This is a genomic window from Flavobacterium segetis (assembly GCF_900129575.1).
GTDB classification, from domain to species: Bacteria; Bacteroidota; Bacteroidia; order Flavobacteriales; family Flavobacteriaceae; genus Flavobacterium; species Flavobacterium segetis.
The window spans coordinates 274024-294530 of the sequence record NZ_FQWE01000002.1 but is presented as its reverse complement, the minus strand read 5'-3'; the positions used below and the strand labels follow the sequence as shown (position 1 = coordinate 294530).

The 20507-nt window shown below is 32.9% G+C and carries 17 protein-coding genes and 1 tRNA gene; 8 read left to right on the top strand and 10 right to left on the bottom strand.

The genetic code is table 11. The annotated features are described in order from the left end of the window. The first annotated feature begins 80 nt into the window (after window positions 1–80). The 5 genes from ruvC to BUA99_RS03525 all read left to right on the top strand — a co-directional run bounded on the left by ruvC (window position 81) and on the right by BUA99_RS03525 (window position 4163). Window positions 81–635: a crossover junction endodeoxyribonuclease RuvC gene (ruvC, locus tag BUA99_RS03545; protein WP_072988350.1), complete on the top strand. Its 555-nt coding sequence runs from the start codon at window positions 81–83 to the stop codon at window positions 633–635. Window positions 636–697: 62 nt separating this feature from the next. Next, window positions 698–1870 (top strand): radical SAM family heme chaperone HemW, encoded by a 1173-nt coding sequence (hemW, locus tag BUA99_RS03540; RefSeq protein WP_072988347.1) that lies wholly within the window; start codon window positions 698–700, stop codon window positions 1868–1870. Between the two features lie 358 nt (window positions 1871–2228). After that, on the top strand, window positions 2229–2996 hold the full coding sequence (locus BUA99_RS03535) for a cyclase family protein (protein WP_072988345.1): 768 nt from the start codon (window positions 2229–2231) through the stop codon (window positions 2994–2996). Window positions 2997–3009: 13 nt separating this feature from the next. Beyond that, window positions 3010–3381, top strand: coding sequence for an MmcQ/YjbR family DNA-binding protein (locus BUA99_RS03530; protein ID WP_072988342.1), 372 nt, complete (start codon window positions 3010–3012; stop codon window positions 3379–3381). A 68-nt stretch (window positions 3382–3449) separates the two neighbouring features. Further along, window positions 3450–4163 carry a PH domain-containing protein gene (locus BUA99_RS03525; RefSeq protein WP_072988339.1) on the top strand — a complete coding sequence of 238 codons (714 nt, stop codon included), beginning with the start codon at window positions 3450–3452 and terminating at the stop codon, window positions 4161–4163. Between the two features lie 168 nt (window positions 4164–4331). Here BUA99_RS03525 and BUA99_RS03520 read toward each other — a convergent pair whose 3' ends face one another. From BUA99_RS03520 to BUA99_RS03510, 3 genes are all read right to left on the bottom strand, one after another. Next, window positions 4332–5438: a DUF4407 domain-containing protein gene (locus BUA99_RS03520; RefSeq protein WP_072988336.1), complete on the bottom strand. Its 1107-nt coding sequence runs from the start codon at window positions 5436–5438 to the stop codon at window positions 4332–4334. 218 nt (window positions 5439–5656) lie between these two features. Further along, window positions 5657–7258, bottom strand: coding sequence for a phosphoenolpyruvate carboxykinase (ATP) (gene pckA / locus BUA99_RS03515; protein WP_072988333.1), 1602 nt, complete (start codon window positions 7256–7258; stop codon window positions 5657–5659). Window positions 7259–7305: 47 nt separating this feature from the next. Then, a complete protein-coding gene (locus tag BUA99_RS03510; RefSeq protein WP_072988331.1) occupies window positions 7306–7725 on the bottom strand; it encodes a DUF423 domain-containing protein in 420 nt (139 codons plus the stop codon). 410 nt (window positions 7726–8135) lie between these two features. On the opposite strand from BUA99_RS03510, the gene BUA99_RS03505 reads away from it, so the two are divergent. Continuing rightward, window positions 8136–9506: a saccharopine dehydrogenase family protein gene (locus tag BUA99_RS03505; protein WP_072988329.1), complete on the top strand. Its 1371-nt coding sequence runs from the start codon at window positions 8136–8138 to the stop codon at window positions 9504–9506. 62 nt (window positions 9507–9568) lie between these two features. On the opposite strand, the gene BUA99_RS03500 is transcribed toward BUA99_RS03505, so the two are convergent. Genes BUA99_RS03500 through BUA99_RS03490 form a run of 3 tightly spaced genes read right to left on the bottom strand, consistent with a single transcriptional unit; the run spans window position 9569 to window position 11929 of the window. Next, window positions 9569–11125 carry a M56 family metallopeptidase gene (locus tag BUA99_RS03500; protein ID WP_084673469.1) on the bottom strand — a complete coding sequence of 519 codons (1557 nt, stop codon included), beginning with the start codon at window positions 11123–11125 and terminating at the stop codon, window positions 9569–9571. Then, window positions 11122–11496 (bottom strand): BlaI/MecI/CopY family transcriptional regulator, encoded by a 375-nt coding sequence (locus BUA99_RS03495; protein WP_072988324.1) that lies wholly within the window; start codon window positions 11494–11496, stop codon window positions 11122–11124. The genes BUA99_RS03500 and BUA99_RS03495 overlap by 4 nt, the downstream gene beginning before the upstream one ends. Before the next feature lie 4 nt (window positions 11497–11500). After that, window positions 11501–11929, bottom strand: a complete 429-nt coding sequence (locus BUA99_RS03490) for a hypothetical protein (RefSeq protein WP_072988321.1) — start codon at window positions 11927–11929, stop codon at window positions 11501–11503. A gap of 442 nt (window positions 11930–12371) precedes the next feature. Between BUA99_RS03490 and BUA99_RS03485 the strand changes: the two genes are divergently transcribed. Next, window positions 12372–12944, top strand: coding sequence for a hypothetical protein (locus BUA99_RS03485; protein ID WP_072988318.1), 573 nt, complete (start codon window positions 12372–12374; stop codon window positions 12942–12944). Between the two features lie 389 nt (window positions 12945–13333). Here the strand turns inward: BUA99_RS03485 and BUA99_RS03480 are convergent, their stop codons facing one another. Beyond that, entirely contained in the window at window positions 13334–14722 is a 1389-nt protein-coding gene (locus tag BUA99_RS03480) for a dipeptidase (RefSeq protein ID WP_072988315.1), read from the bottom strand. A 105-nt stretch (window positions 14723–14827) separates the two neighbouring features. On the opposite strand from BUA99_RS03480, the gene BUA99_RS03475 reads away from it, so the two are divergent. Beyond that, window positions 14828–14909 (top strand) — tRNA-Leu (locus BUA99_RS03475). Between the two features lie 227 nt (window positions 14910–15136). On the opposite strand, the gene BUA99_RS03470 is transcribed toward BUA99_RS03475, so the two are convergent. Genes BUA99_RS03470 through BUA99_RS03460 form a run of 3 tightly spaced genes read right to left on the bottom strand, consistent with a single transcriptional unit; the run spans window position 15137 to window position 20393 of the window. Beyond that, window positions 15137–18325, bottom strand: a complete 3189-nt coding sequence (locus tag BUA99_RS03470; protein WP_072988313.1) for a type I restriction endonuclease subunit R — start codon at window positions 18323–18325, stop codon at window positions 15137–15139. A 2-nt stretch (window positions 18326–18327) separates the two neighbouring features. After that, window positions 18328–19671, bottom strand: coding sequence for an ATP-binding protein (locus BUA99_RS03465; protein ID WP_072988727.1), 1344 nt, complete (start codon window positions 19669–19671; stop codon window positions 18328–18330). Beyond that, window positions 19668–20393 carry a DUF6088 family protein gene (locus BUA99_RS03460; RefSeq protein WP_072988310.1) on the bottom strand — a complete coding sequence of 242 codons (726 nt, stop codon included), beginning with the start codon at window positions 20391–20393 and terminating at the stop codon, window positions 19668–19670. The genes BUA99_RS03465 and BUA99_RS03460 overlap by 4 nt, the downstream gene beginning before the upstream one ends. Between the last annotated feature and the right edge of the window lie 114 nt (window positions 20394–20507).

Genomic DNA, 20507 nt, shown 5'->3' with positions numbered 1-20507 from the left:
TACTATTTCAAAAGAATTTGTGTAGCACAAAGCTTTGTGTCTTTGAGCTTTTAAAGCCAAAAAAACGATCCCAAAACAAAATGACAAACGAACGTATCATATTAGGAATTGATCCAGGAACAACAATAATGGGTTTTGGCTTGATCAAAATTGTCAATAAGAAAATGCATTTTTTACAATTAAATGAACTCCAATTATCCAAATACGATAATCATTATCAAAAATTAAAAATTATTTTTGAACGTACAATTGAGTTAATAGACACGCATAATCCTGATGAAATTGCTATCGAGGCTCCTTTCTTTGGTAAAAACGTACAATCAATGTTAAAGCTTGGTCGTGCTCAAGGCGTAGCAATGGCAGCTGGACTTTCAAGAGATATTCCTATTACTGAGTATGAACCAAAGAAGATAAAAATGGCTATTACCGGTAATGGAAATGCTACTAAAGAACAAGTTGCTAAAATGCTGCAACAGCTTTTAGGACTCAAAGAATTACCAAAGAACTTAGATTCAACAGACGGTTTAGCGGCTGCAGTTTGTCATTTTTTTAATTCGGGTAAAGTCATAGGCGAAAAAAGTTATACCGGTTGGGACGCTTTTGTAAAAAACAATGAAAATAGAATTAAAAAATAATTTTTAGTCGTAGTTTTTAGTTTTAGTGACTGGAAACTGCGGCTGCGACTGAATACTAATAAATGAGCGGAATTTACATCCACATCCCTTTTTGCAAGCAGGCATGTCATTACTGTGACTTTCATTTTTCGACTTCCATGAAAAAGAAAGAGGAAATGGTTTTGGCTTTGGCCAAAGAAATCCAGATGCGTAAAAATGAGTTTAAGCTTCTCGACTGCGCTCAGCCTAAAGAGAAAATTGAAACCATTTATTTTGGAGGAGGAACGCCAAGTGTACTGCAGATTTCAGAGTTAAAATTTTTGATTGATACAGTATATGAAAATTATGAAGTTTCTAAAAATGTTGAGATTACTCTAGAAGCAAATCCTGATGATTTAACCGATTCGTCTTATGGAGTGCAGTCGAGAAGTATTTTTGAGGATTATCGATCCATTGGAATCAACCGTCTAAGCATCGGAATCCAATCTTTTTTTGAAGATGATTTAAAGTTGATGAATCGTGCGCACAACGCGGCTGAAGCGAAGAAATGTTTAGAAGAAGCAACAAAGTATTTTGATAACATATCAATCGATTTGATTTACGGTGTTCCCAATATGAGTAATGAAAAATGGAAACAAAATATTGAAACAGCACTGAGTTTTGGAATTCCACATCTATCGAGCTATGCATTAACAGTAGAGCCAAAAACGGCACTTAAAAAGTTAATTCAAACTGGAAAAATTGCAGCACCACAAGATGAAGTTGCTGCTGAACATTTTCTAATTTTAGTTGAAATGCTTGTGTCAAAAGGGTTTATTCATTACGAATTATCGAATTTTGGAAAGGAAAATTATTTTTCGAGAAATAATTCGGCCTATTGGTTGGGTAATAAATACATTGGAATTGGTCCATCGGCACATAGCTATGACGGGATATCTAGAAGTTGGAATATTTCTAATAATTCTATTTATTTAAAGTCCATTCAAGAAGATAAATTACCAAGTGAATTAGAAATACTTTCCATTACAGATCGCTATAATGAATATATTATGACAGGTTTGCGTACTATTTGGGGCGTTTCTTTGGATAGAATTGAAAATGAATTTGGACTAAAATATTTAATTTATCTTAAAAAACAAAGCTTTAAATTTTTAAACGATAATTTACTCGTTATTGAAAATGGAATTTTAAAACCCACTAAAAAAGGAAAGTTTTTAACGGACGGAATTGCAAGTGATTTGTTTATCCTGAACTAGTTGCAAAATCTTTAGTATTTAAACGTTAATTTTTTTGATAAAGAGATAAACTTACATTGTAAACAATAAATTTGTCCAGTAATTAATAGTGATGCAACTAGGAATTTTAAAAATTGAATTGACTGGCACAAAAAAGGTAGCGGCGCAGCATTTACTTAAAAATATAACGCAATAACTATATTACATTGCGAAGCGATTGATAATTTAAGCGATGCCATTTAGCGGCAATAATAATCAAGAAATTGCAACAAAGATTAGAAAAGGAATTTTTCAAAAGTTTTAAACTCATAATTGAAAGATTTATATTTAGCTTTGTAAGTGTATCTCACTATGAGATGCTGAAATAAATTCAGCATAAATGTTAGCAACAGTTCAACATAAAAATCAAGTCTTAAAAGTTGATCTATCAAAACCAATTGATATTTCAATTCCGCTTACTAATACTGATAAAAATCCAATTGCTTGGTATATTGATAAACCTGTAATAGAGCCGGTAGTTTTTGACGAGTGGGTAGGAAGTGTACAAAAAGGCGCCTCGACTAATTTTAATACTATTGAGTTCAATCCGCACGGTCATGGAACTCATACAGAGTGTTTAGGTCATATTACACGCGAATTTTACTCTATTAATCAATGTTTAAAACAGTTTTTTTTTACTGCTAAATTGATTTCGATTGAACCTGAACTAAAGGATGGTGATTACATTATCACTCTAAATCAAATTAAAAATGAGCTTAATGGCGATGTTCCAGAGGCTATTGTAATTAGGACATTACCAAATAACATTACCAAATTATCTAAAAAATACTCAAATACGAATCCATCTTATTTAAATGATGATGCAGCACGTTTCATTTGCGAAAGCGGAATTCAACATTTGCTGATTGATTTACCTAGTGTGGACAAGGAAAAGGATGAAGGTAAGTTGCTAGCTCATAAAGCTTTTTGGAATGTTAGGGATGTTAATAATCTTAATAAAGATGCTCGATTAAATTGCACTATTACCGAAATGATTTTTGTTGCGGATCAGTTCGAAGATGGAAATTATTTTCTGAACTTACAAATTGCTTCTTTTGAGAATGACGCGAGCCCGAGTAAACCAATTCTATATAAAATTATAGATTAGTAAATTTATTTTAATGAATTTAGAAACGTATTATAGGTATTGCCTTTCAAAAAAAGGAGTGACCGAACATTTTCCTTTTGATACTAATACTTTGGTTTTTAAAATAGGTGGAAAAATATTCGCATTATCTTCTTTATTGCAATGGGAAAACGGATCGCCATCTATCAATTTGAAATGTGATCCAGAACGAGCAAAAGAACTTCGGGAACAATATGATGCAATTCGACCCGGCTATCACATGAGTAAGATGCACTGGAATACAGTTGCAGTAAATGAGTCAGTCTCAGATGTTTTAGTGAAAGAATTAATTGATCATTCGTACGTATTGGTTTTCGCCAGTTTAACAATAAAATTACAGCAGGAAATATTAGAATTAGAAAATTAGGTATTACTTTTGTAGATGCACTTTGACTAAACAACAATTTAGCCATTTTAATTAATTAAGCATATCTAATGAAAGAGCAATTCAAAAAGTTTTTAAACGAAGAACAAGATCCAAAAGCGATCGAAAAAATAGCTGCTAAGTTGAGTGATTTATTAATGAAGAACGAGGAAATAGGTTACATTGCTGTTCAGAAAAAACCAGCAATTACTGTTTTACCAGATAGTATTGTGATGACTAATAAACGTATAATCATTTGCCAACCGAAAAATTTTGGTCTATCGATGGATTTTATCGATTATACTTGGGATCAAATTGAGGGTACTTTTGTTAAAGAGAATATTTTAGGATCAGAGTTTTCGTTTTCTACTAAAACGGATATGTCTGTTTCTATTGATTACATTCCTAAAATTCAGGCGCGTAAAATTTTCACGTATGCTAAAGAACAATTAGATATTTTAAAAAATGGTGCTAGCATTGACGCAGTGATTATTGAAGAAGTAGTTGTTGAGGTAACTGAAGATGAATTCGAAGAGATTGAAGAAATAGAAACGGAGGAAGTTACTAGTTTTGCAGAGATCATGCCTGTTACTCCACCTATTTTTAATTTGGACAAGGAGCAATTTCAGCAGTCGCCTAACCTTGTAAATAAAGACTCGCTAGCCGGATTATCACAAGACCAACTTTTTGAAAAGCTCCAGAACTATAAAAAATTACTCGATAACGGATTGATTTTGCAAGGCGAATACGATTCGTTTAAAAAAGAAATTTTAAGTCACATGTAAGTTGATTTCTTTAAAAATAAATACAAAAAGCATCAGTGATCACTGATGCTTTTTGTATTTATGAAAACTATTTTTGATAATTTTTCCTTGTAAATTAGAAGGAAAAATAGCTTGTCACTTTATAAAAGAACAAATTCCAAACTGATATTTTTTTACTACTCACTGGATTCATATTTCTAAAGTTTTCTTCTGTTTCTCGACAAAATTTTGAGCTTGTAACTCCAGTAATTCTGTTGCTTTTTGCCTTTGAAGAGTATATAAATTTTTGTCTTGAGCAATATCTTCATAAACTTTGTCGTGCATTGCTGCACTAGTTTTTACCAATAAAGCTCGTTGGTATTTGTCTTGTTCCAATGTTGCCTTTAATGCCGTTTCTAGATCTTCAAGTTTAAAATCATATTCACCTTTTGGTGATAATAATTTGGCAATAATAGGTGAAGTTTCGATTGCTAAAAATAGTAACATTATAAAAAAAGAAGGCAACCAAGGTAATTTATTTAGCGCATTAATTCGAGCCATTAAGCCGTCAAATCCATCAATAATGGGTTGGGTATCGCTTATTTTCTTATCTAGATCGATCTGTAAAATTATAGTTTTGCTTTCTTTTTCAGCAATTTTAGCCATGTTGTTTTTGCGGAGCGTATCCAATTCGGTGGAAGCCATATCATGCTTGGCAATTTTCTCTTTGAAAACAGGTCCTTTGCCTAATTTTTTTGTCCCAGCTGTTCCTTCCGCTTCGGCTATATAAGTTTCATAATAAGTATTAACTTCCTTTTCTTTTTTGGTAATAGCTGATTTTAAGCTATCAATTTCAGCTTTATTTTTATCTAGATCACTTTTAAAATATGCTGCAACTTCTTTTTTGTTATTCAAAGCCATGGCATTTTTCTCTTTCAATAAAACGGTGTTGATTTCTTTTTCAAATATTTTAATTTCTAAAGGTTTTGAGATTACTATTGCAATGATGATTGCTAGAATAATTCGTGGCGTTGCCTGCAATAATTCGCTTCCTAATTTATCTCTTTTACGAATGGTAGATACTATAAATCGATCGAGATTGAAAATGAGTAAACTCCAAACTAGTCCAAAAAGTAATGCGGGATAAATACTGTCAAACACCGTAAATAATGCGTATGTACTTGCTATGAAAGCCATAACGGCAGTAAAAAAAACAGTAGCTCCTATGCCTACGTATTTTGTTTGTTCCCCTTCGGAGCAACTCTCAAGTAGGTTTTTGTCAGCTCCAGAACAAATGATAAAAAATTGTTGTAACATGATTGATTGATTGATTGATTGATTGAATTTGATTGATTTAGAGTAGTTTGATCATGTAAATTTACCTATTTGATTGATTTATAATGGTAACGTTAAAAAATGAATCTTGGTATAATAAATTGATAGGTGTGCTTTTACAAGTTTTTGTTACAGTCTATAAAAACAAAAGAGAGCTGCTCACAAGGAACAGCTCTCTTTTAATTTGAATTATGATTAACTTATGCTAGTGGAGCGCCCGCCATGATTTCTTCATTGGCAAATTCTTCAAACTTAGCGAAGTTGGCTCTAAATTTTTGACCTAATTCTTCTGATTTTACATCATATAAATCTTGATCTTCCCAAGTGTTTCGTGGATTTAAAATTTCGCTTGGTGCATTTGGACAAGATTGCGGAATTGCAATTCCAAAAACTTTATGATTTTTATAGTCCACGTCATCTAATTCGCCGTTTAATGCAGCAGTAATCATTGCACGGGTATATTTTAATTTCATTCTGCTTCCTATTCCGTAAGCTCCGCCAGTCCATCCTGTATTGATCAACCAAACTTTTACATTAGCATCTTGCATTTTTTTGCTGAGCATTTCTGCATATTTCGTTGGGTGTAAAGGCATAAATGGTGCGCCAAAACAAGCAGAGAAATTGGGTTGTGGTTCCGTAATGCCGGCTTCCGTCCCTGCAACTTTAGCGGTGTAACCAGAAATAAAGTGGTAAGCAGCTTGACCAGGAGTTAATCGCGCAATTGGAGGCAAAATTCCAAATGAATCAGCAGTTAAGAAAAATATATTCTTTGGATTTTTTCCAATAGAACCTGGCTGAATATTGTCAATATGAAAAATTGGGTAGCTTACACGTGTATTTTGTGTTATGGATACATCATCAAAGTCAACTTCATTAGTCTCTTTATTAATGATTACGTTTTCTAAAATAGCGCCTTTTTTAATAGCTCTAAAAATATCTGGTTCATTTTCTTCAGAAAGATTAATCACCTTTGCATAACATCCACCTTCAAAGTTAAAAACGGTATTTTCGTTTGTCCATCCGTGTTCATCATCTCCAATTAATTTTCTAGCAGGATCTGCTGAAAGTGTTGTTTTTCCTGTTCCGGATAAACCAAAGAATATGGCAGTATCGCCGTCTTTTCCCACATTAGCACTGCAGTGCATTGGAAGTGTGTTTTTGTCAACAGGAAGAATAAAATTCAATGCTGAAAAAATTCCTTTTTTCATTTCGCCGGTATATCCAGTTCCTCCAATTAATGCAATTTTCTTAGTAAAATCTAGTATTGCAAAATTGCTTTGACGAGTTCCATCTATTGCTGGATCTGCCATAAAACTTGGAACGCATAATAAAGTCCAATCAGCTGTAAAGTTTTCAAGTTCATTCGTCTCTGGACGTAAAAACATATTGTAGCAAAACAAGTTGGCCCAAGGAGTTTCTGTAACGACACGAATATTCAAGCGATAATTGGGATCAGCACATACGTATGAATCACGAACATAAATCTCTTTGTAAGATAAATAGCTTGTTACTTTTTTATAAAGAGCATCAAATGCGGAAGGTTCAAAAGGGATATTTACTTTTCCCCACCAAACTTTGTCTTCAGTAATTGCATCCCTAACTAGGTAGCGATCTTGGGGAGAGCGACCTGTATACTCGCCAGTATTAACTGCTAGAGCTCCGGTTGAAACCTCGACACCTTGACCAAGTTCAAGTGTCTTCTCCTGCAATTCGTTGGCTGATAATTGGTAATGAATCTTTGCGTTTTCGATTCCCATGTCTGTAAGCGAAATCGATTTCGTAAACGGTATGTTATTATTCATATAATTTAAGATATTTTGGTTTAATTTATCGACCGCAAAAATAGAAATTATATCTCAGATATGTTTTGATTATTCTGTTTTTGTGATTTTTTGTTAAAAAATTGCAACAGCAAAGTTCCCCATGATAGAATTAGTAGCAACCCACCAATTGGAGTTACAAATCCGATAATTTTAAAATCAAATGCAGTAAGATTGTTTGTAGCGAGTAAATAAATCGATCCAGAAAACAAAATCACTCCAAATAAGGTAAAATAATAGATATATTTTTTTGCTTTTTGTGTTAAGTTGGGTATAATTCCAATCAAAAGTAAAAATAGAGCATGATACGTTTGATATCGTACGCCAGTTTCAAAAGTGTTTAGTTGATCTAATGATAATACTTTTTTTAAAGCATGTGCGCCAAATGCTCCTAATATTATTGCAATCATTCCAAAAATTGCGGCAGTTGATATTATCTTTTTTTCCATAATCAGTGATTGTTTAAGTGGAACAAATTTATTGAATAATCATTTAAAAAAGAGGGAACTCGATAGTTAGTTTTAAATTTTTCGTGATCGTATCTAAGAGAATAAATGGCTTTTCTCTTAGCAACAATAGTATTTGTCATCTTAAAGGTTTTGCTCGTCGCTAAACTATTTAAGTGCACCTATTTATTTAACTCACGATTTTTATTTCGTTCGTATTTATAAATCAAGAGCTTAAACACCATTACTTTTACTGCGCAGTTCAAATAAAAAATTTTTAGAACTTATTCGAAGTAAATTTTACAGTACCTTTTTTGAAATGCTAATATCTTGCTACTTAATCTCAAAGTATCTTACTATTCTTTTGTTATAAATTCAACATTATTGTATGTTTGTGTTACAAAAATAAAAAAATGAGAACTATACTTATTGTTGGAGCAGGAAGATCAGCCTCATCGTTGATTCAATATCTTTTAAATAAATCAGAAAAAGAGAACTTGCATCTTGTGATAGGGGATTTATCATTGGCTTTAGCCGAAAAGAAAACAAATAATCATCCTAACGCAACAGCGATTTCAATTGATATTTTTGATAAAAACCAAAGGCAAAATGCGATTCAAAAAGCAGCTATTGTGGTTTCAATGTTGCCCGCTCATTTACATATAGAGGTTGCCAAGGATTGTCTAGTTTTTAAAAAGAATTTAGTCACTGCATCCTACATCAGCGATGAAATGCAGGAGTTAGACGTTGCTGTCAAAGCGGAAGGTCTTACTTTTATGAATGAGATAGGACTTGATCCTGGCATTGATCACATGAGCGCGATGAAAGTGATAGATGAAATTAAAGGGAAAGGTGGCAAAATGATTTTATTTGAATCGTTTTGTGGCGGACTCGTAGCACCAGAATCAGATGATAATTTGTGGAATTATAAATTTACGTGGGCACCTCGAAATGTAGTTCTTGCTGGTCAGGGCGGTGCTGCTAAATTTATTCAAGAAGGAACTTATAAATACATTCCGTATTGCAACTTATTTCGTAGAACTGAATTTCTTGATGTAGAAGGTTACGGACGATTTGAAGGGTATTCAAATAGGGATTCATTGAAATATCGATCAGTTTACGGTTTAGATGATGTGCTCACTTTATATCGAGGTACAATTAGGAAAGTTGGTTTTTCTAAAGCCTGGAATATGTTTGTCCAGCTTGGTATGACTGATGATAGTTATACAATGGAGAATTCAGAAACGATGAGTTATCGTGATTTTGTAAATTCTTTTTTACCTTACCACCCCACAGATTCTGTTGAGATAAAAACCAGATTGATTTTAAAGATTGATCAAGATGATATCATGTGGGACAAACTTCTTGAGTTAGATTTATTCAACAGACACAAAATTGTAGGTTTAAAAAATGCTACTCCTGCACAAATACTTGAAAAAATATTGAGCGATAGCTGGACCTTGCAACCAGATGACAAAGATATGATTGTGATGTATCATAAATTTGGTTACGAAATTGATGGAGAAAAAAAGCAAATTGATTCGAAAATGGTTTGTATAGGTGAGGATCAAACCTATACGGCTATGGCTAAAACCGTTGGATTACCTGTAGCAATGGCAACTTTATTAATACTTAATGGAAAAATTAAAACAGCTGGTGTACAAAGACCAATTCTTAAAGAAGTTTATCTACCGATATTACAAGAATTAGAAGAATATGGCGTCATTTTTAAAGAACAAACAATGTCCTATTTAGGGTACAATCCTGATAAAAATATTGTTTAAAATATTTTGTAGTTTTTTTTAGTTTTTTTTAAGATCCGCTTCTTTTCAAAGCGGATTTTTTTCTAGATTGCAGAAGTTACAGTTATTGGAAGACTGTACATAACTCGTACTGGTTCGTTATTTACTTTTCCTGGAATCCATTTTGGACTTAATTTTAGCACTCTAATTGCTTCTTCTCCTGTTCCGTATCCAATGTCTCTAATAGATCTTACGTTAGTTATACTGCCATCTTTTTCTATGATGAATGTGATATAAATTTTTCCTTTAAGATTTTTAGGATTTTCGGGAGCTTTAAAATTTAGAGCTACAAACTTATAAAACTCTTTCATACCATTCGGAAAGTCAGGTTTTTCACTTATTTCATTTGTTTCATAAATATCTCTATTTTTTTCTTTATTAATTGTAGGAAATGGAGATGTAAGAGGAGGAGGAGGAGGAGGAGGGGTTTCAGCATTCATGTTTTGCTTTTTCTTTTTAATATTGCCGTTCATTTTTGCGCCTTTAGATGTCATATTAATGTATATGATTTTCTTATCTGTGCTTTTAATTTTTGGTGTTTTCTGGTTTTTTACAGAAGTAAGAATTGCTGGCGGAGGTGGCGGCGGAATGTTGTTTTTTTGCTTTTCGGTAAGTTCACTGTATTTTTTTTGTTGTATTATTTTTCCATTTGAATCACGAAATAAAAAAACAGTATTTTTCCAAATTTCATTTAAATTTACTTTTTGCTCTTTTAACTTGCTGCTCTCTGTAGATTTTTTTTCTTGCGCTACAACTTTAGTACAAATTGTAAATACTAAAGCTGTTAAAACTGGAATTAGTAATCCTTTTTTTAGCACTGCGTTTGCAGTTGAAGTGGTTTTTGTCATCATAATTAATCTTTTTTTAGTTACTGAATAATTTAAATTACTGGCCAAGTAATAGGTTGGGTTCGCGTTTGCCTTTGCTATCAATAGGTTTTGGTAAAACGGAACATTCTTATGTGTTGTTGCAACCTTCTCATCAGCAAGAAATTCATGATTGAGTTGAATTGCCTTTTTATAGAAATAAAGTACTGGATTGAACCATATGATTATTTTTATCAGTTCAATCAGTAATATGTCGAGCGTGTGTTTTTGTGTCACATGAATGAGTTCGTGCGTGTACAACTCGTCTTCAATTTTTCGATTAGAATAATCCTCTTGATTGACAAATATTGTATTCAAGAAGGTATATGGCAGTGTTATCTCAGGGAGTAAAACCAAGTTTGCCTCTTTGTAAATAACGTTAGTATGTGATTTCGATTTTTTGTGCAATTTAACGGCATTTAAAACAAACCTGATTAGTAAAAAAAGTGTTACTAGGCCGTAAATAACGTAAGCTAGTAAGAGCAAGTAGTTTGTAGACTCTGGAGTTATACTCGTACTTGCTTCCATGAACGGCATGGTGTCAGGTGGTCGTTTATCGATGACAACTTCGCGGATAATTTCGATGGTAAAAAACGGTATACAAAACGAAAAAACTAAACTAAACAATAGAAAGAATCTATTGAATTGATGCATTTTTTCTTTTTCTAAAAGCAAGTAGTAGCATATTAAAAGAATAAATAAGGACGCCGTTGATTTGATTAAAAAGTCTATCATCTTTTCTTATTTTGAATGGCACGATCTACTATATTTTTAAGTTCTTCTAGTTCTTTTTCAGACAAATTAGTTTCTGTAGTGAAGAAAGAAGCAAACTGCGAAGCAGAATCGTTAAAGAAATTCTTGATTAATCCGTTAACGTGTTTAGAGAAATAGGCTGTTTTTAGTACTAACGGATAATATTCTCTTGAGTTTCCATATTCGCTATAAGCTACAAAATCCTTGTCAATCATTCTTTTTAGCAAAGTCGCAACTGTAGTTGTTTTAGGTTTTGGCTCTGGATATGCTTCTAGTAAATCTTTCATAAAAGCTTTCTCAAGCTTCCACAGATGTTCCATCAATTGTTCTTCGGAGTTCGTAAGTTGTTGCATAATTTTAATTGTTTATTATAGTTTCTGAAACAAGTTTGCCTTGATCATATAATCGTTTTGTTGTCAATTTCCCCTTTTCATCGTAAAAATCCCAAATACCATTATAATACCAGTGTGCGTACTTTGTGCTGTTGTCGAATATTGTTTCTCCTTTCGATTGAATTTTTCCGTTTTCAAAATAATTTCGAGTATAGCATCTAATACCTCTATATTTCTCTTTTTTAATTAATTTAGAATCCTTGTAATGCTTCCATTTTTTTTTAGGATCATCATTTTTATAGTTTCCAAAAGATATATAAGCGGAGCTATCTTGAGTATATTTTTCGATCCAGTAACCTTCTCTTTTTTTGTTTATCGTTTGATTTAACAAACTTGATTTACAGGAGAATAAACTCAAAATTAAAAAACCTATTAGAATTATAAATTTACTCATGATTCCTTTTTTAATTCTACAAATTAAAACAGTGCTCTACAAATGTAGAACTAAATTTTTAATATCCAAATTTATTTTAAATTAATTGATAATCATGTTTTTAGCATTTAAGAATTAGCAGTTATTTCGAAACACAAAATTAAATAGTCTAAATTATTGTCTATCATAACCTATTTGTGGAAAATAAATAGGAGTAAAATCGATCAAAAAGGATTTTTGTAAATTTCTACAAGTCAAACGACAAAAAGAAAATATAAATAAGTTGATTAAAATAGTGAAATACATAAAAGATATTGTTTTAAATAAGTATTTCACTGTTGTTGAGTCTTGTTTTTATTCAGAATTATGAGTTTTAGTCATTATCTATAATAATCATAAATTCTTACTTTTTAATTGATTTTAATTGACTTAAATTTGTGCAAAAAATAACTAAACATAGATTATGAAAATAAAAATAGTATTAATTGTATTTGCAATTTTTGGTTGTCAAATAGCATTTTCGCAAGAAAGTAAAACGGTCGTTGTTGATTCTATGAGAATAGTTCCGGTTGATTTACTACAACAGAAAACACTCGAAAAAGAAGCAATTAAAGAAAGAGAAAAAGCTGCAAAAGCTTTAAAGGATGCCGAAAAAGATAGAAAAAAAGCGCAAAAAGAATTAGATAAAGCGGAAAAAAGTCGTCAAAAAGCAGAAAAAGAAAGAGCTAAAGCAGAAAAAGTTCGGGAGCGAGCGGATAAAGAAAGACAAAAAGCAGCTAAAAAAATAGAAAAGGAGCAGAGGAAAATTAAAAAAGCTGATAAATCTGTTGAAAAGTTGAATAAAAAAATTGAAAAAGCGGAGAAAGATTATGATAAAATGCAAGCTAAACTAGATAAACAATCTAAAAGGGGCAAGTTATCAGAAGTTGATATTCAAAAAGAGAATGTCAAAATTTCTAAAAAGCAACTTCAAATAAAAGAGTTAGAAGCTGATTTAGTTGATGCGAAAGAGAAGCAACTAAAACTTCAAAAATAATTTACGAATCCTCAATATCGATTGGTGATATTTTTTTGGAGTTTAGACAAATTAAAAAATTTGATTTAAATTTTAAAATTATTTTTCAATATAATTTTACGAGTGAAGGATTGCCTCATATTACCTATATTTTTATAGGAAGTAAGTGAACTCCGTTTGTAGTAGAAATCCTTTTTGCACAGAGTAACGGGCATAAATTGATTACTTCATTATAATTTTATTTTAATGTTGGTATTAAGTGAATTTCATTTACAGCGGAAAGCCTCAACTTGTTGCAAACTTGGAAATAAATTTGTAATTGGATTTTCTACAACAAGGGACCGTCCAAATAAAAAGGTCCGTTTATTCAATTAAGAACAAACGGACTTTTAATGTCTATTTGAGAATTTTTATTTAGATAATTCTACAAAATATTTATAAAACAAAGGAATGGTTTCAATTCCTTTAAGGTAGTTGAAAATTCCAAAATGCTCATTTGGAGAGTGGATGGCGTCACTGTCTAAACCAAATCCCATTAAGATTGTTTTGCTTTTTAGTTCTTTTTCGAACAACGCCACAATAGGGATACTTCCTCCAGAACGAACCGGAATTGCTGGTACACCAAAGGTTTCTGTATAAGCCATATTAGCCGCTTTGTAACCAATGCTGTCAATAGGAGTGACATAACCTTGTCCACCATGATGCGGTTTTACTTTTACAGTAACGCCTGCAGGAGCAAGGCTGGTAAAATGTTTCGTAAACAATTCAGTTATTTGTTCCCATTCCTGATTTGGCACTAAACGCATCGATATTTTGGCAAATGCTTTACTTGCAATAACGGTTTTGGCACCTTCACCAGTGTAACCACCCCAAATTCCGTTTACGTCTAGCGTGGGACGAATGGAGTTTCGCTCATTAGTCACATATCCTTTTTCGCCATAAATGTCATTTAGGTCAAGCGCTTTTTTGTAGTTTTCTAAATTGAAAGGCGCTTTAGCCATTTCAGCACGTTCTTCCAGAGATAATTCTTCAACATTATCATAGAATCCTGGAATAGTGATGTGGTTGTTTTCATCGTGCAATGAAGCAATCATTTTGGCTAAAATATTGATTGGATTCGCCACAGCTCCACCGTATAAACCCGAGTGTAAATCACGGTTTGGACCCGTAACTTCCACCTCAACATAACTTAATCCACGAAGACCTGTTGTAATAGAAGGCTGCTGATTAGAGATCATTCCAGTGTCTGAAATTAAAATCACATCATTCTTAAGTTTCTCCACATTGTTTTCGACGAAAGTTTTCAGGTTTACGCTTCCTACTTCTTCTTCACCTTCAATCATAAACTTTACATTACAAGGTAAAGTATTGCTTTGAATCATATATTCAAAAGCTTTCACATGCATGTACATTTGGCCTTTATCATCACAAGCGCCACGTGCAAAAATCGCTCCTTCAGGATGAATTTCAGTTTTTTTAATGACAGGCTCAAACGGCGGAGAAGTCCAAAGTTCAATAGGGTCTGGTGGCTGGACGTCATAATGACCATATACAAGAACCGTTGGCAAGCTTGGATCAATTATTTTTTCGCCATACACAATAGGGTAGCCAGCAGTCTCGCAAATTTCGACATGGTCGCAACCTGCTTTTTCTAAACTTGCTTTCACAGCATCAGCGGTGTCGATTACATCTTGGCTATAAGCAGTGTCGGCACTTACTGATGGGATTTTTAATAATTCAATTAGTTCGTTTATAAAACGATCTTTATGTTGTTGAACGTACGATTTTATATTTTCCATTAAGTATATTTTTATTATTTCAAAAGTACAAAAAAGAGAATTAATATTTTTTTAAAAATTCCTTTGTAAAGTGGAACTTATGTTTATCTTTGCACCCACAATTACGCGGATATGGTGAAATTGGTAGACATGCCAGACTTAGGATCTGGTGCCGCAAGGCGTGTAGGTTCGAGTCCTATTATCCGCACAAAAACCCTGACTAGTAAATAGTTAGGGTTTTTTATTTTAAGATTTGCCCGACTATTTTAAAAACACTAAAATTCCGATGGATTTGATATAGTTCAACAGATCAATCAAATAGTGTTTATGATTTACTTAAAGTCGTTTGAGATTATGTAGAAATCTTGAATTTTAGGAATTATAAATATGTAGGATGTAGTTGTTCGAAAATCAATTATCTTAAAATAAGATTACTTACTTCGCATACTTCTTAAAATTCTCTGCCTGTTCAAAAATCTCTTTATAGATTTCGTCTCGATCTACGGGAGGATAACCGTTTTCTGCTAGCAGTACTATCAAATCTGCTTTTAGCTCCGCTTTGATATCTTCTCTTTTGCTCCAGTCGGTATATTTCGTCAAATCATCTACCACATCTTTCACTCTTTGCGCAAGAATAACTAGTTTGTCTTCGGGATATACAAAATCATATTTTTTAGCCAAAGCTTTCAAAATATCGTAAAATGCTTTTTCTTCAATGTCTATACCCAAATCTTTAAATGATTCTTTTTCCTTTTTAAGCGCATAGTACAAGTCGATAATTTCATCTGTGAATTCTTCTAGTACTTCACTATTTAATACATCGCTCTCTTTACGTTCGTTGTAACGGTCAACTATTGCTTGTAATCTTTTGGAGAAATCGATTCCAGTGATTTTGTTTATTTTCTTAATATCATCAATTGCTTTTGCTAATAATTTTTGAAGCAATTTAATTTTAGTATTTGGCAATTTTATCTTTTCAATTTTTGCCATATAATCATCTGAAAATATGTCAACTTCCGTTTGATTGTCTTCTCCAAGTTTGAAAATTTCCTCTACACCATTGCTCTCAATTGCTTCTTGTAGCATTTGGCGAACTCGGTTGTTCATTTGAGCAGTGTCTGGAGCTTCACCTTTTGTTAATTTGAAGACTATCGAACGAATTGCCAAATAAAAGTGTATGGTGTCACGTTCAGTTTCCTGAAAAGCACTGCTGCCGCAACAAATATCATAAGCCGATTTTAGTCGCTTTACGATGTACATAAATCGTTTTTCTAAATCTTGTGTGAGTTGTACAAATTCAACTGCTTTGTTAAGTGTATGCAATTGTTCTAGAGGAGAACCAGTAAAATAGTGTGTTTTATCAAATTTATGGAACAATTTATTCAATAGATCTAGTTGGTCTTTTACAACTACAATAGATTGCTCTATGTCTTCAATGTTGTCGTGATCTGCTTTGCTATACATCGCCAAAGCTAAATTCATTTGCTTTTTAATTCCAATGTAGTCAACCACAAGTCCTTTTTCTTTGCCTTCAAATTTTCTATTTACACGGGAAATCGTTTGAATTAGATTATGTCTTTGTATCGGTTTGTCAATGTACATCGTGTCTAGAAAAGGAACATCAAAACCAGTTAACCACATGTCAACTACAATAGCGATTTTAAAATTTGATTTCTCGTTTTTGAATTGGCGATCCATTTCCTTACGGTCGTCTTTTGTTCCTAGCAGATTATACATTTCCTCCTCATCGTCTTTTCCTCTGGTCATGACCATTTTGATACGCTGGGAAGGTTTGATTTTTTTCTTTTCTTTTTCGGTTAGTTCAACTGTACCATCAGATATTTTAATTTCTGCCCATTCAGGTCGTAGTTCAATAATGTTTTTATACAATTCGTAAGCAATTGGGCGACTACTACAAACAAACATTGCTTTGCCTTTTACAGTTGCACCTTCAGCAATTCTATTTTCGTAATGTTTTACAAAATCTTCGGCGACGGCTTTTAATCGAGTAGGATCCCCAATAATAGCGTTCATTTGTGTCATAGCCTTTTTGCTCTCTTCCACTTGATTTTCATTACTTCCTTCTTCAGCACACTGACTGTAGTAATTTTCAATATCTTGAAGTTTATGATTGTTCAGCAATACTTTGGCAGCACGTCCTTCGTAAACGATTCGCACCGTAATTTCATCAGCTACCGATTCTGTCATGGTGTAAGCATCGACTATTTCACCAAAAACATCAATTGTAGCATCAATTGGTGTTCCAGTAAAGCCAATATAGGTTGCGTTTGGTAAGGAATCGTGTAAATATTTAGCAAAACCAAACGTTTTAGTCACTCCTTTTTCGGTCACGTTTATTTTCTGATCCAAATTAGTTTGACTTCGGTGTGCTTCATCCGAAATACAAATGACATTGGTTCTATCCGTTAGCAGTTTGGTGTCTTCTGTAAATTTATGAATCGTAGTCAAAAATACGCCACCGCTATTTCTACCCTGCAACAATTCTCGTAAATTAGAGCGACTTTCCACACTCACAATAGTTTCATCGCCAACAAAACCTTTAGCATTGGTGAATTGTCCAGACAATTGGTCGTCTAAATCGGTTCTATCGGTAATTAGAATAATGGTAGGACTGCCAAAATAAGTGCTTTTCATTAGCAAGCGACTTAAAAAAAGCATCGTATAACTTTTACCACAACCGGTCGTGCCAAAATAAGTTCCGCCTTTTCCGTCACCCTCTGGACGTTGGTGCATTTTTATATTTTCGAATAATTTTCGAGCGGCATAATATTGGGGATAACGACAAACAATCTTTTCGTTTTTCTTGGAACTATCAGGTAAGTAAATAAAATTCTGAATGATGTCACGCAATCTTTTGCGGTTAAACATTCCTTGAATAAGTGTAAACATGGCATCAATACCATCGACTTCCTTTACCATTCCTTCAATCTTTCGCCAAGCATAAAAGAATTCATAAGGTGCAAAAAACGAACCTGCTTTTGTGTTTACCCCATCACTAATAACACAAAAAGCATTGTATTTAAACAATTCAGGAATATCTTTTTTGTATCGATTAGTTAGTTGAAGATAAGCGTTATGGATTGTCACATTTTCCTGAATAGCAGTTTTGAATTCAAAAACGACTAATGGCAAGCCGTTAATGTATAAAATCAAATCAGGAATACGCATTTCATAACCTTTGATTGCTAGTTGATTGACAATTTTATATATATTCTTATCTTCCTCTGAATAGTCAATAAACTGTACGTAAAAATCTTTTTGACTGCGATCTTCCCGTTTCAATAAAAAACCATCGCGTACCATTTTCATAATGGCTTTGTTGGTTTCATACAAGTCAGTAGAAGGAAGTCGTTCTAAATCCCTAACTATAGAATCAATTTCGTTTTCGGTAATGTTTTGGACAACATAATTAGTTCTTAAATAGGATTTTAAATCTTCTATAATAAGTACTTTTTCACTTGCGATATGTCCATAAACCGTTTCAGGTTCTGAAGCTCCCTGAAATTCTGTTTGACGTACTTCCGCACCAACAAGATGAGTTATTTTTTCTTCTTGGAGCAAACTGATAAACGCTTTTTCTAATTGTGATTCAGTAAATTTCATGGTTATTCTATTATTTCCCAGTGCCCTGTTTTGTCACTACCAACCCTACGAATGATGTTTTTATCTTTCAGTTTAGTCAAATTATTATCAATTGCTGTGGTACTAATTCCTATTTGTTCTGCCATTTCTCTTTTAGAAATTCTAGGTTTATCGATTATAAGTTTTATTATGTTATGTTGGCTTTCTACCAACCCATCTACCAACCCATCTACCAACCTATCTACCAACCTACTCACTAACACCTCTGGTTTCTTATAAATAGCAACCAAAATCCCACCATCAAGAGCCGTAATTTCAGGTTCTGGTAAACCTGCTTCTTTACAAGAATTATAAATTTTAAGTGTTCCACGTCCCCACGAATCAATATAACCTGCTTTAAAACAAACATCAGCGATTAACGGATTTCTAGGACGTGAAATATGATGTCTTTTCAAACTTTCCAATTCCATACCATCGGGTAATAAACCTTCATTCCAAATGGTTAGTTTGTCGTCATACACACGCATCTGAATCATAGAACCCATGTAGGAACGATGTACCAAAGCATTCAATAACATCTCTCGAATGGCAGGCACTGGATATTCATCTTTTTCAATGCGCAGCAATCCTTCAAAATCGATTGGTTTGATTAGAAATTTGGCATTCAATATTTGAGGTACTTCTTTAAGCAATTGAAAAACATTTCCCTCTATTACCTCCTGAAAACGCAAGTCGGCATCATTGTTCCCAAAACGACCGATTTTGACTTTAATATTTGAGTAAAAATAATTTGGGTCTTTACCAAACAAAATAATAGCAGCTCTTTTAATTTTGCTGCCCTTCAGCAAACGTAGTTTGTCTAAAAGCTCGCTATTGGATAATTCTAAAATGTCCTCGGACATTCTACCACTTTTGATTGCATCCTTGCAAAAAAGCTGTAAACTTTCTGTAGCAATATCCTCTAGTTTTGCTCCTTCTTCTATAACATCATCCCACGTTTTCCCTGCCTTTTTTAGTAAAAAGTCATTTAAGGTAACACCCGTCATTTCCATCTTCGAACTACCAGAACGATAATAATAACGCCCTCTCAACGATACGGGAACGGTATAGGGATTTACACGAATTTCTATATACTTTTTATCTTCCTTATCATGAAGATTAACATCACAAATGATTCCTAGATTCTCCCTAATCTTATTAGGTAATGATTCCATTAAAGCTCTGTAGTTTTCTAAATGCGTAATCCTACCATCATCATCTTTACCGATGATAATCGTACCCCCAACTGCATTGGCAAAACCACATATCCATTTTAAATAGTCGTCGTGCCACAATTGTTTCCATTCTATATTTTGAGATTCGCTCATACTAAATTCCATTTTTCAGATGCTTTCAAAACAGCAGTAACACCTGATAATTTATACTTTGTAATTGGATTTAAACTTTTCTGTAAAACTTCTTCAAATTGCATAATTCCTATTTCTTCCAATAAAGAGCCCAAAAGTGCTCTTGTGGCAGGTGGATACTTCTGTGATAATCGTACTAATGTATTTGTTTCCTTTTCACTTAATTTTCTCAATAGAGATATAAATCGTAAACATGCGGATGAAACAGTACTATCAGGAATTTTTTTGATGTAACGAATAGCATCTAATAGTTGCAAAAGCGGAATATTCTCTTTGGTAATTGTATTCTTTTGCTTGATGAATTTAATAGTGTAACGATCTCGTTCCAGCACTGGACGAATTTCGTTCCTACCAATCTGAATGGTATTACTCACTTGCGTAGTTAATCCCAATTGATTGTAAATACTATAACCTGTTAGATAACCAATTGTTTTTCCATCATCTTCAAGTAAGTCTTTTACCACTTGAAACTGACTAGGTTCTAAATTTCCAAACGGAGTGCTTTCAGGTTTGTAATATTTACCTTTTGCAAGTTTAGCTATCTTACCTGAAACAGCCATTCTATTTAAAGCTTTAATGACTGCTTGCTTCTTATTCACCTCTGTAGTAAAGTCAGCATAGGTGAACACATATCCTTTAGGAAGTCTATCTATAGTAAGGGCTATATAATCAGTAGTTTTCATGTTTTTTTAATTACTACAAATATATACTTTTGTCCAGTTTATTATATAAAAAACTGGACATTTTTTTTGATCGTAAAATATTATTTTTGGACATAATCATAATTAAAAAAACTA

Excerpts from the sequence above, each read along its gene's own strand:
- ruvC (WP_072988350.1), top strand. The coding sequence starts at position 81 with ATGACAAACGAACGTATCATATTAGGAATTGATCCAGGAACAACAATA.
- hemW (WP_072988347.1), top strand. The coding sequence starts at position 698 with ATGAGCGGAATTTACATCCACATCCCTTTTTGCAAGCAGGCATGTCAT.
- BUA99_RS03535 (WP_072988345.1), top strand. The coding sequence starts at position 2,229 with ATGTTAGCAACAGTTCAACATAAAAATCAAGTCTTAAAAGTTGATCTA.
- BUA99_RS03530 (WP_072988342.1), top strand. The coding sequence starts at position 3,010 with ATGAATTTAGAAACGTATTATAGGTATTGCCTTTCAAAAAAAGGAGTG.
- BUA99_RS03525 (WP_072988339.1), top strand. The coding sequence starts at position 3,450 with ATGAAAGAGCAATTCAAAAAGTTTTTAAACGAAGAACAAGATCCAAAA.
- BUA99_RS03520 (WP_072988336.1), bottom strand. The coding sequence starts at position 5,438 with ATGTTACAACAATTTTTTATCATTTGTTCTGGAGCTGACAAAAACCTA.
- pckA (WP_072988333.1), bottom strand. The coding sequence starts at position 7,258 with ATGAATAATAACATACCGTTTACGAAATCGATTTCGCTTACAGACATG.
- BUA99_RS03510 (WP_072988331.1), bottom strand. The coding sequence starts at position 7,725 with ATGGAAAAAAAGATAATATCAACTGCCGCAATTTTTGGAATGATTGCA.
- BUA99_RS03505 (WP_072988329.1), top strand. The coding sequence starts at position 8,136 with ATGAGAACTATACTTATTGTTGGAGCAGGAAGATCAGCCTCATCGTTG.
- BUA99_RS03500 (WP_084673469.1), bottom strand. The coding sequence starts at position 11,125 with ATGATAGACTTTTTAATCAAATCAACGGCGTCCTTATTTATTCTTTTA.
- BUA99_RS03495 (WP_072988324.1), bottom strand. The coding sequence starts at position 11,496 with ATGCAACAACTTACGAACTCCGAAGAACAATTGATGGAACATCTGTGG.
- BUA99_RS03490 (WP_072988321.1), bottom strand. The coding sequence starts at position 11,929 with ATGAGTAAATTTATAATTCTAATAGGTTTTTTAATTTTGAGTTTATTC.
- BUA99_RS03485 (WP_072988318.1), top strand. The coding sequence starts at position 12,372 with ATGAAAATAAAAATAGTATTAATTGTATTTGCAATTTTTGGTTGTCAA.
- BUA99_RS03480 (WP_072988315.1), bottom strand. The coding sequence starts at position 14,722 with ATGGAAAATATAAAATCGTACGTTCAACAACATAAAGATCGTTTTATA.
- BUA99_RS03470 (WP_072988313.1), bottom strand. The coding sequence starts at position 18,325 with ATGAAATTTACTGAATCACAATTAGAAAAAGCGTTTATCAGTTTGCTC.
- BUA99_RS03465 (WP_072988727.1), bottom strand. The coding sequence starts at position 19,671 with ATGAGCGAATCTCAAAATATAGAATGGAAACAATTGTGGCACGACGAC.
- BUA99_RS03460 (WP_072988310.1), bottom strand. The coding sequence starts at position 20,393 with ATGAAAACTACTGATTATATAGCCCTTACTATAGATAGACTTCCTAAA.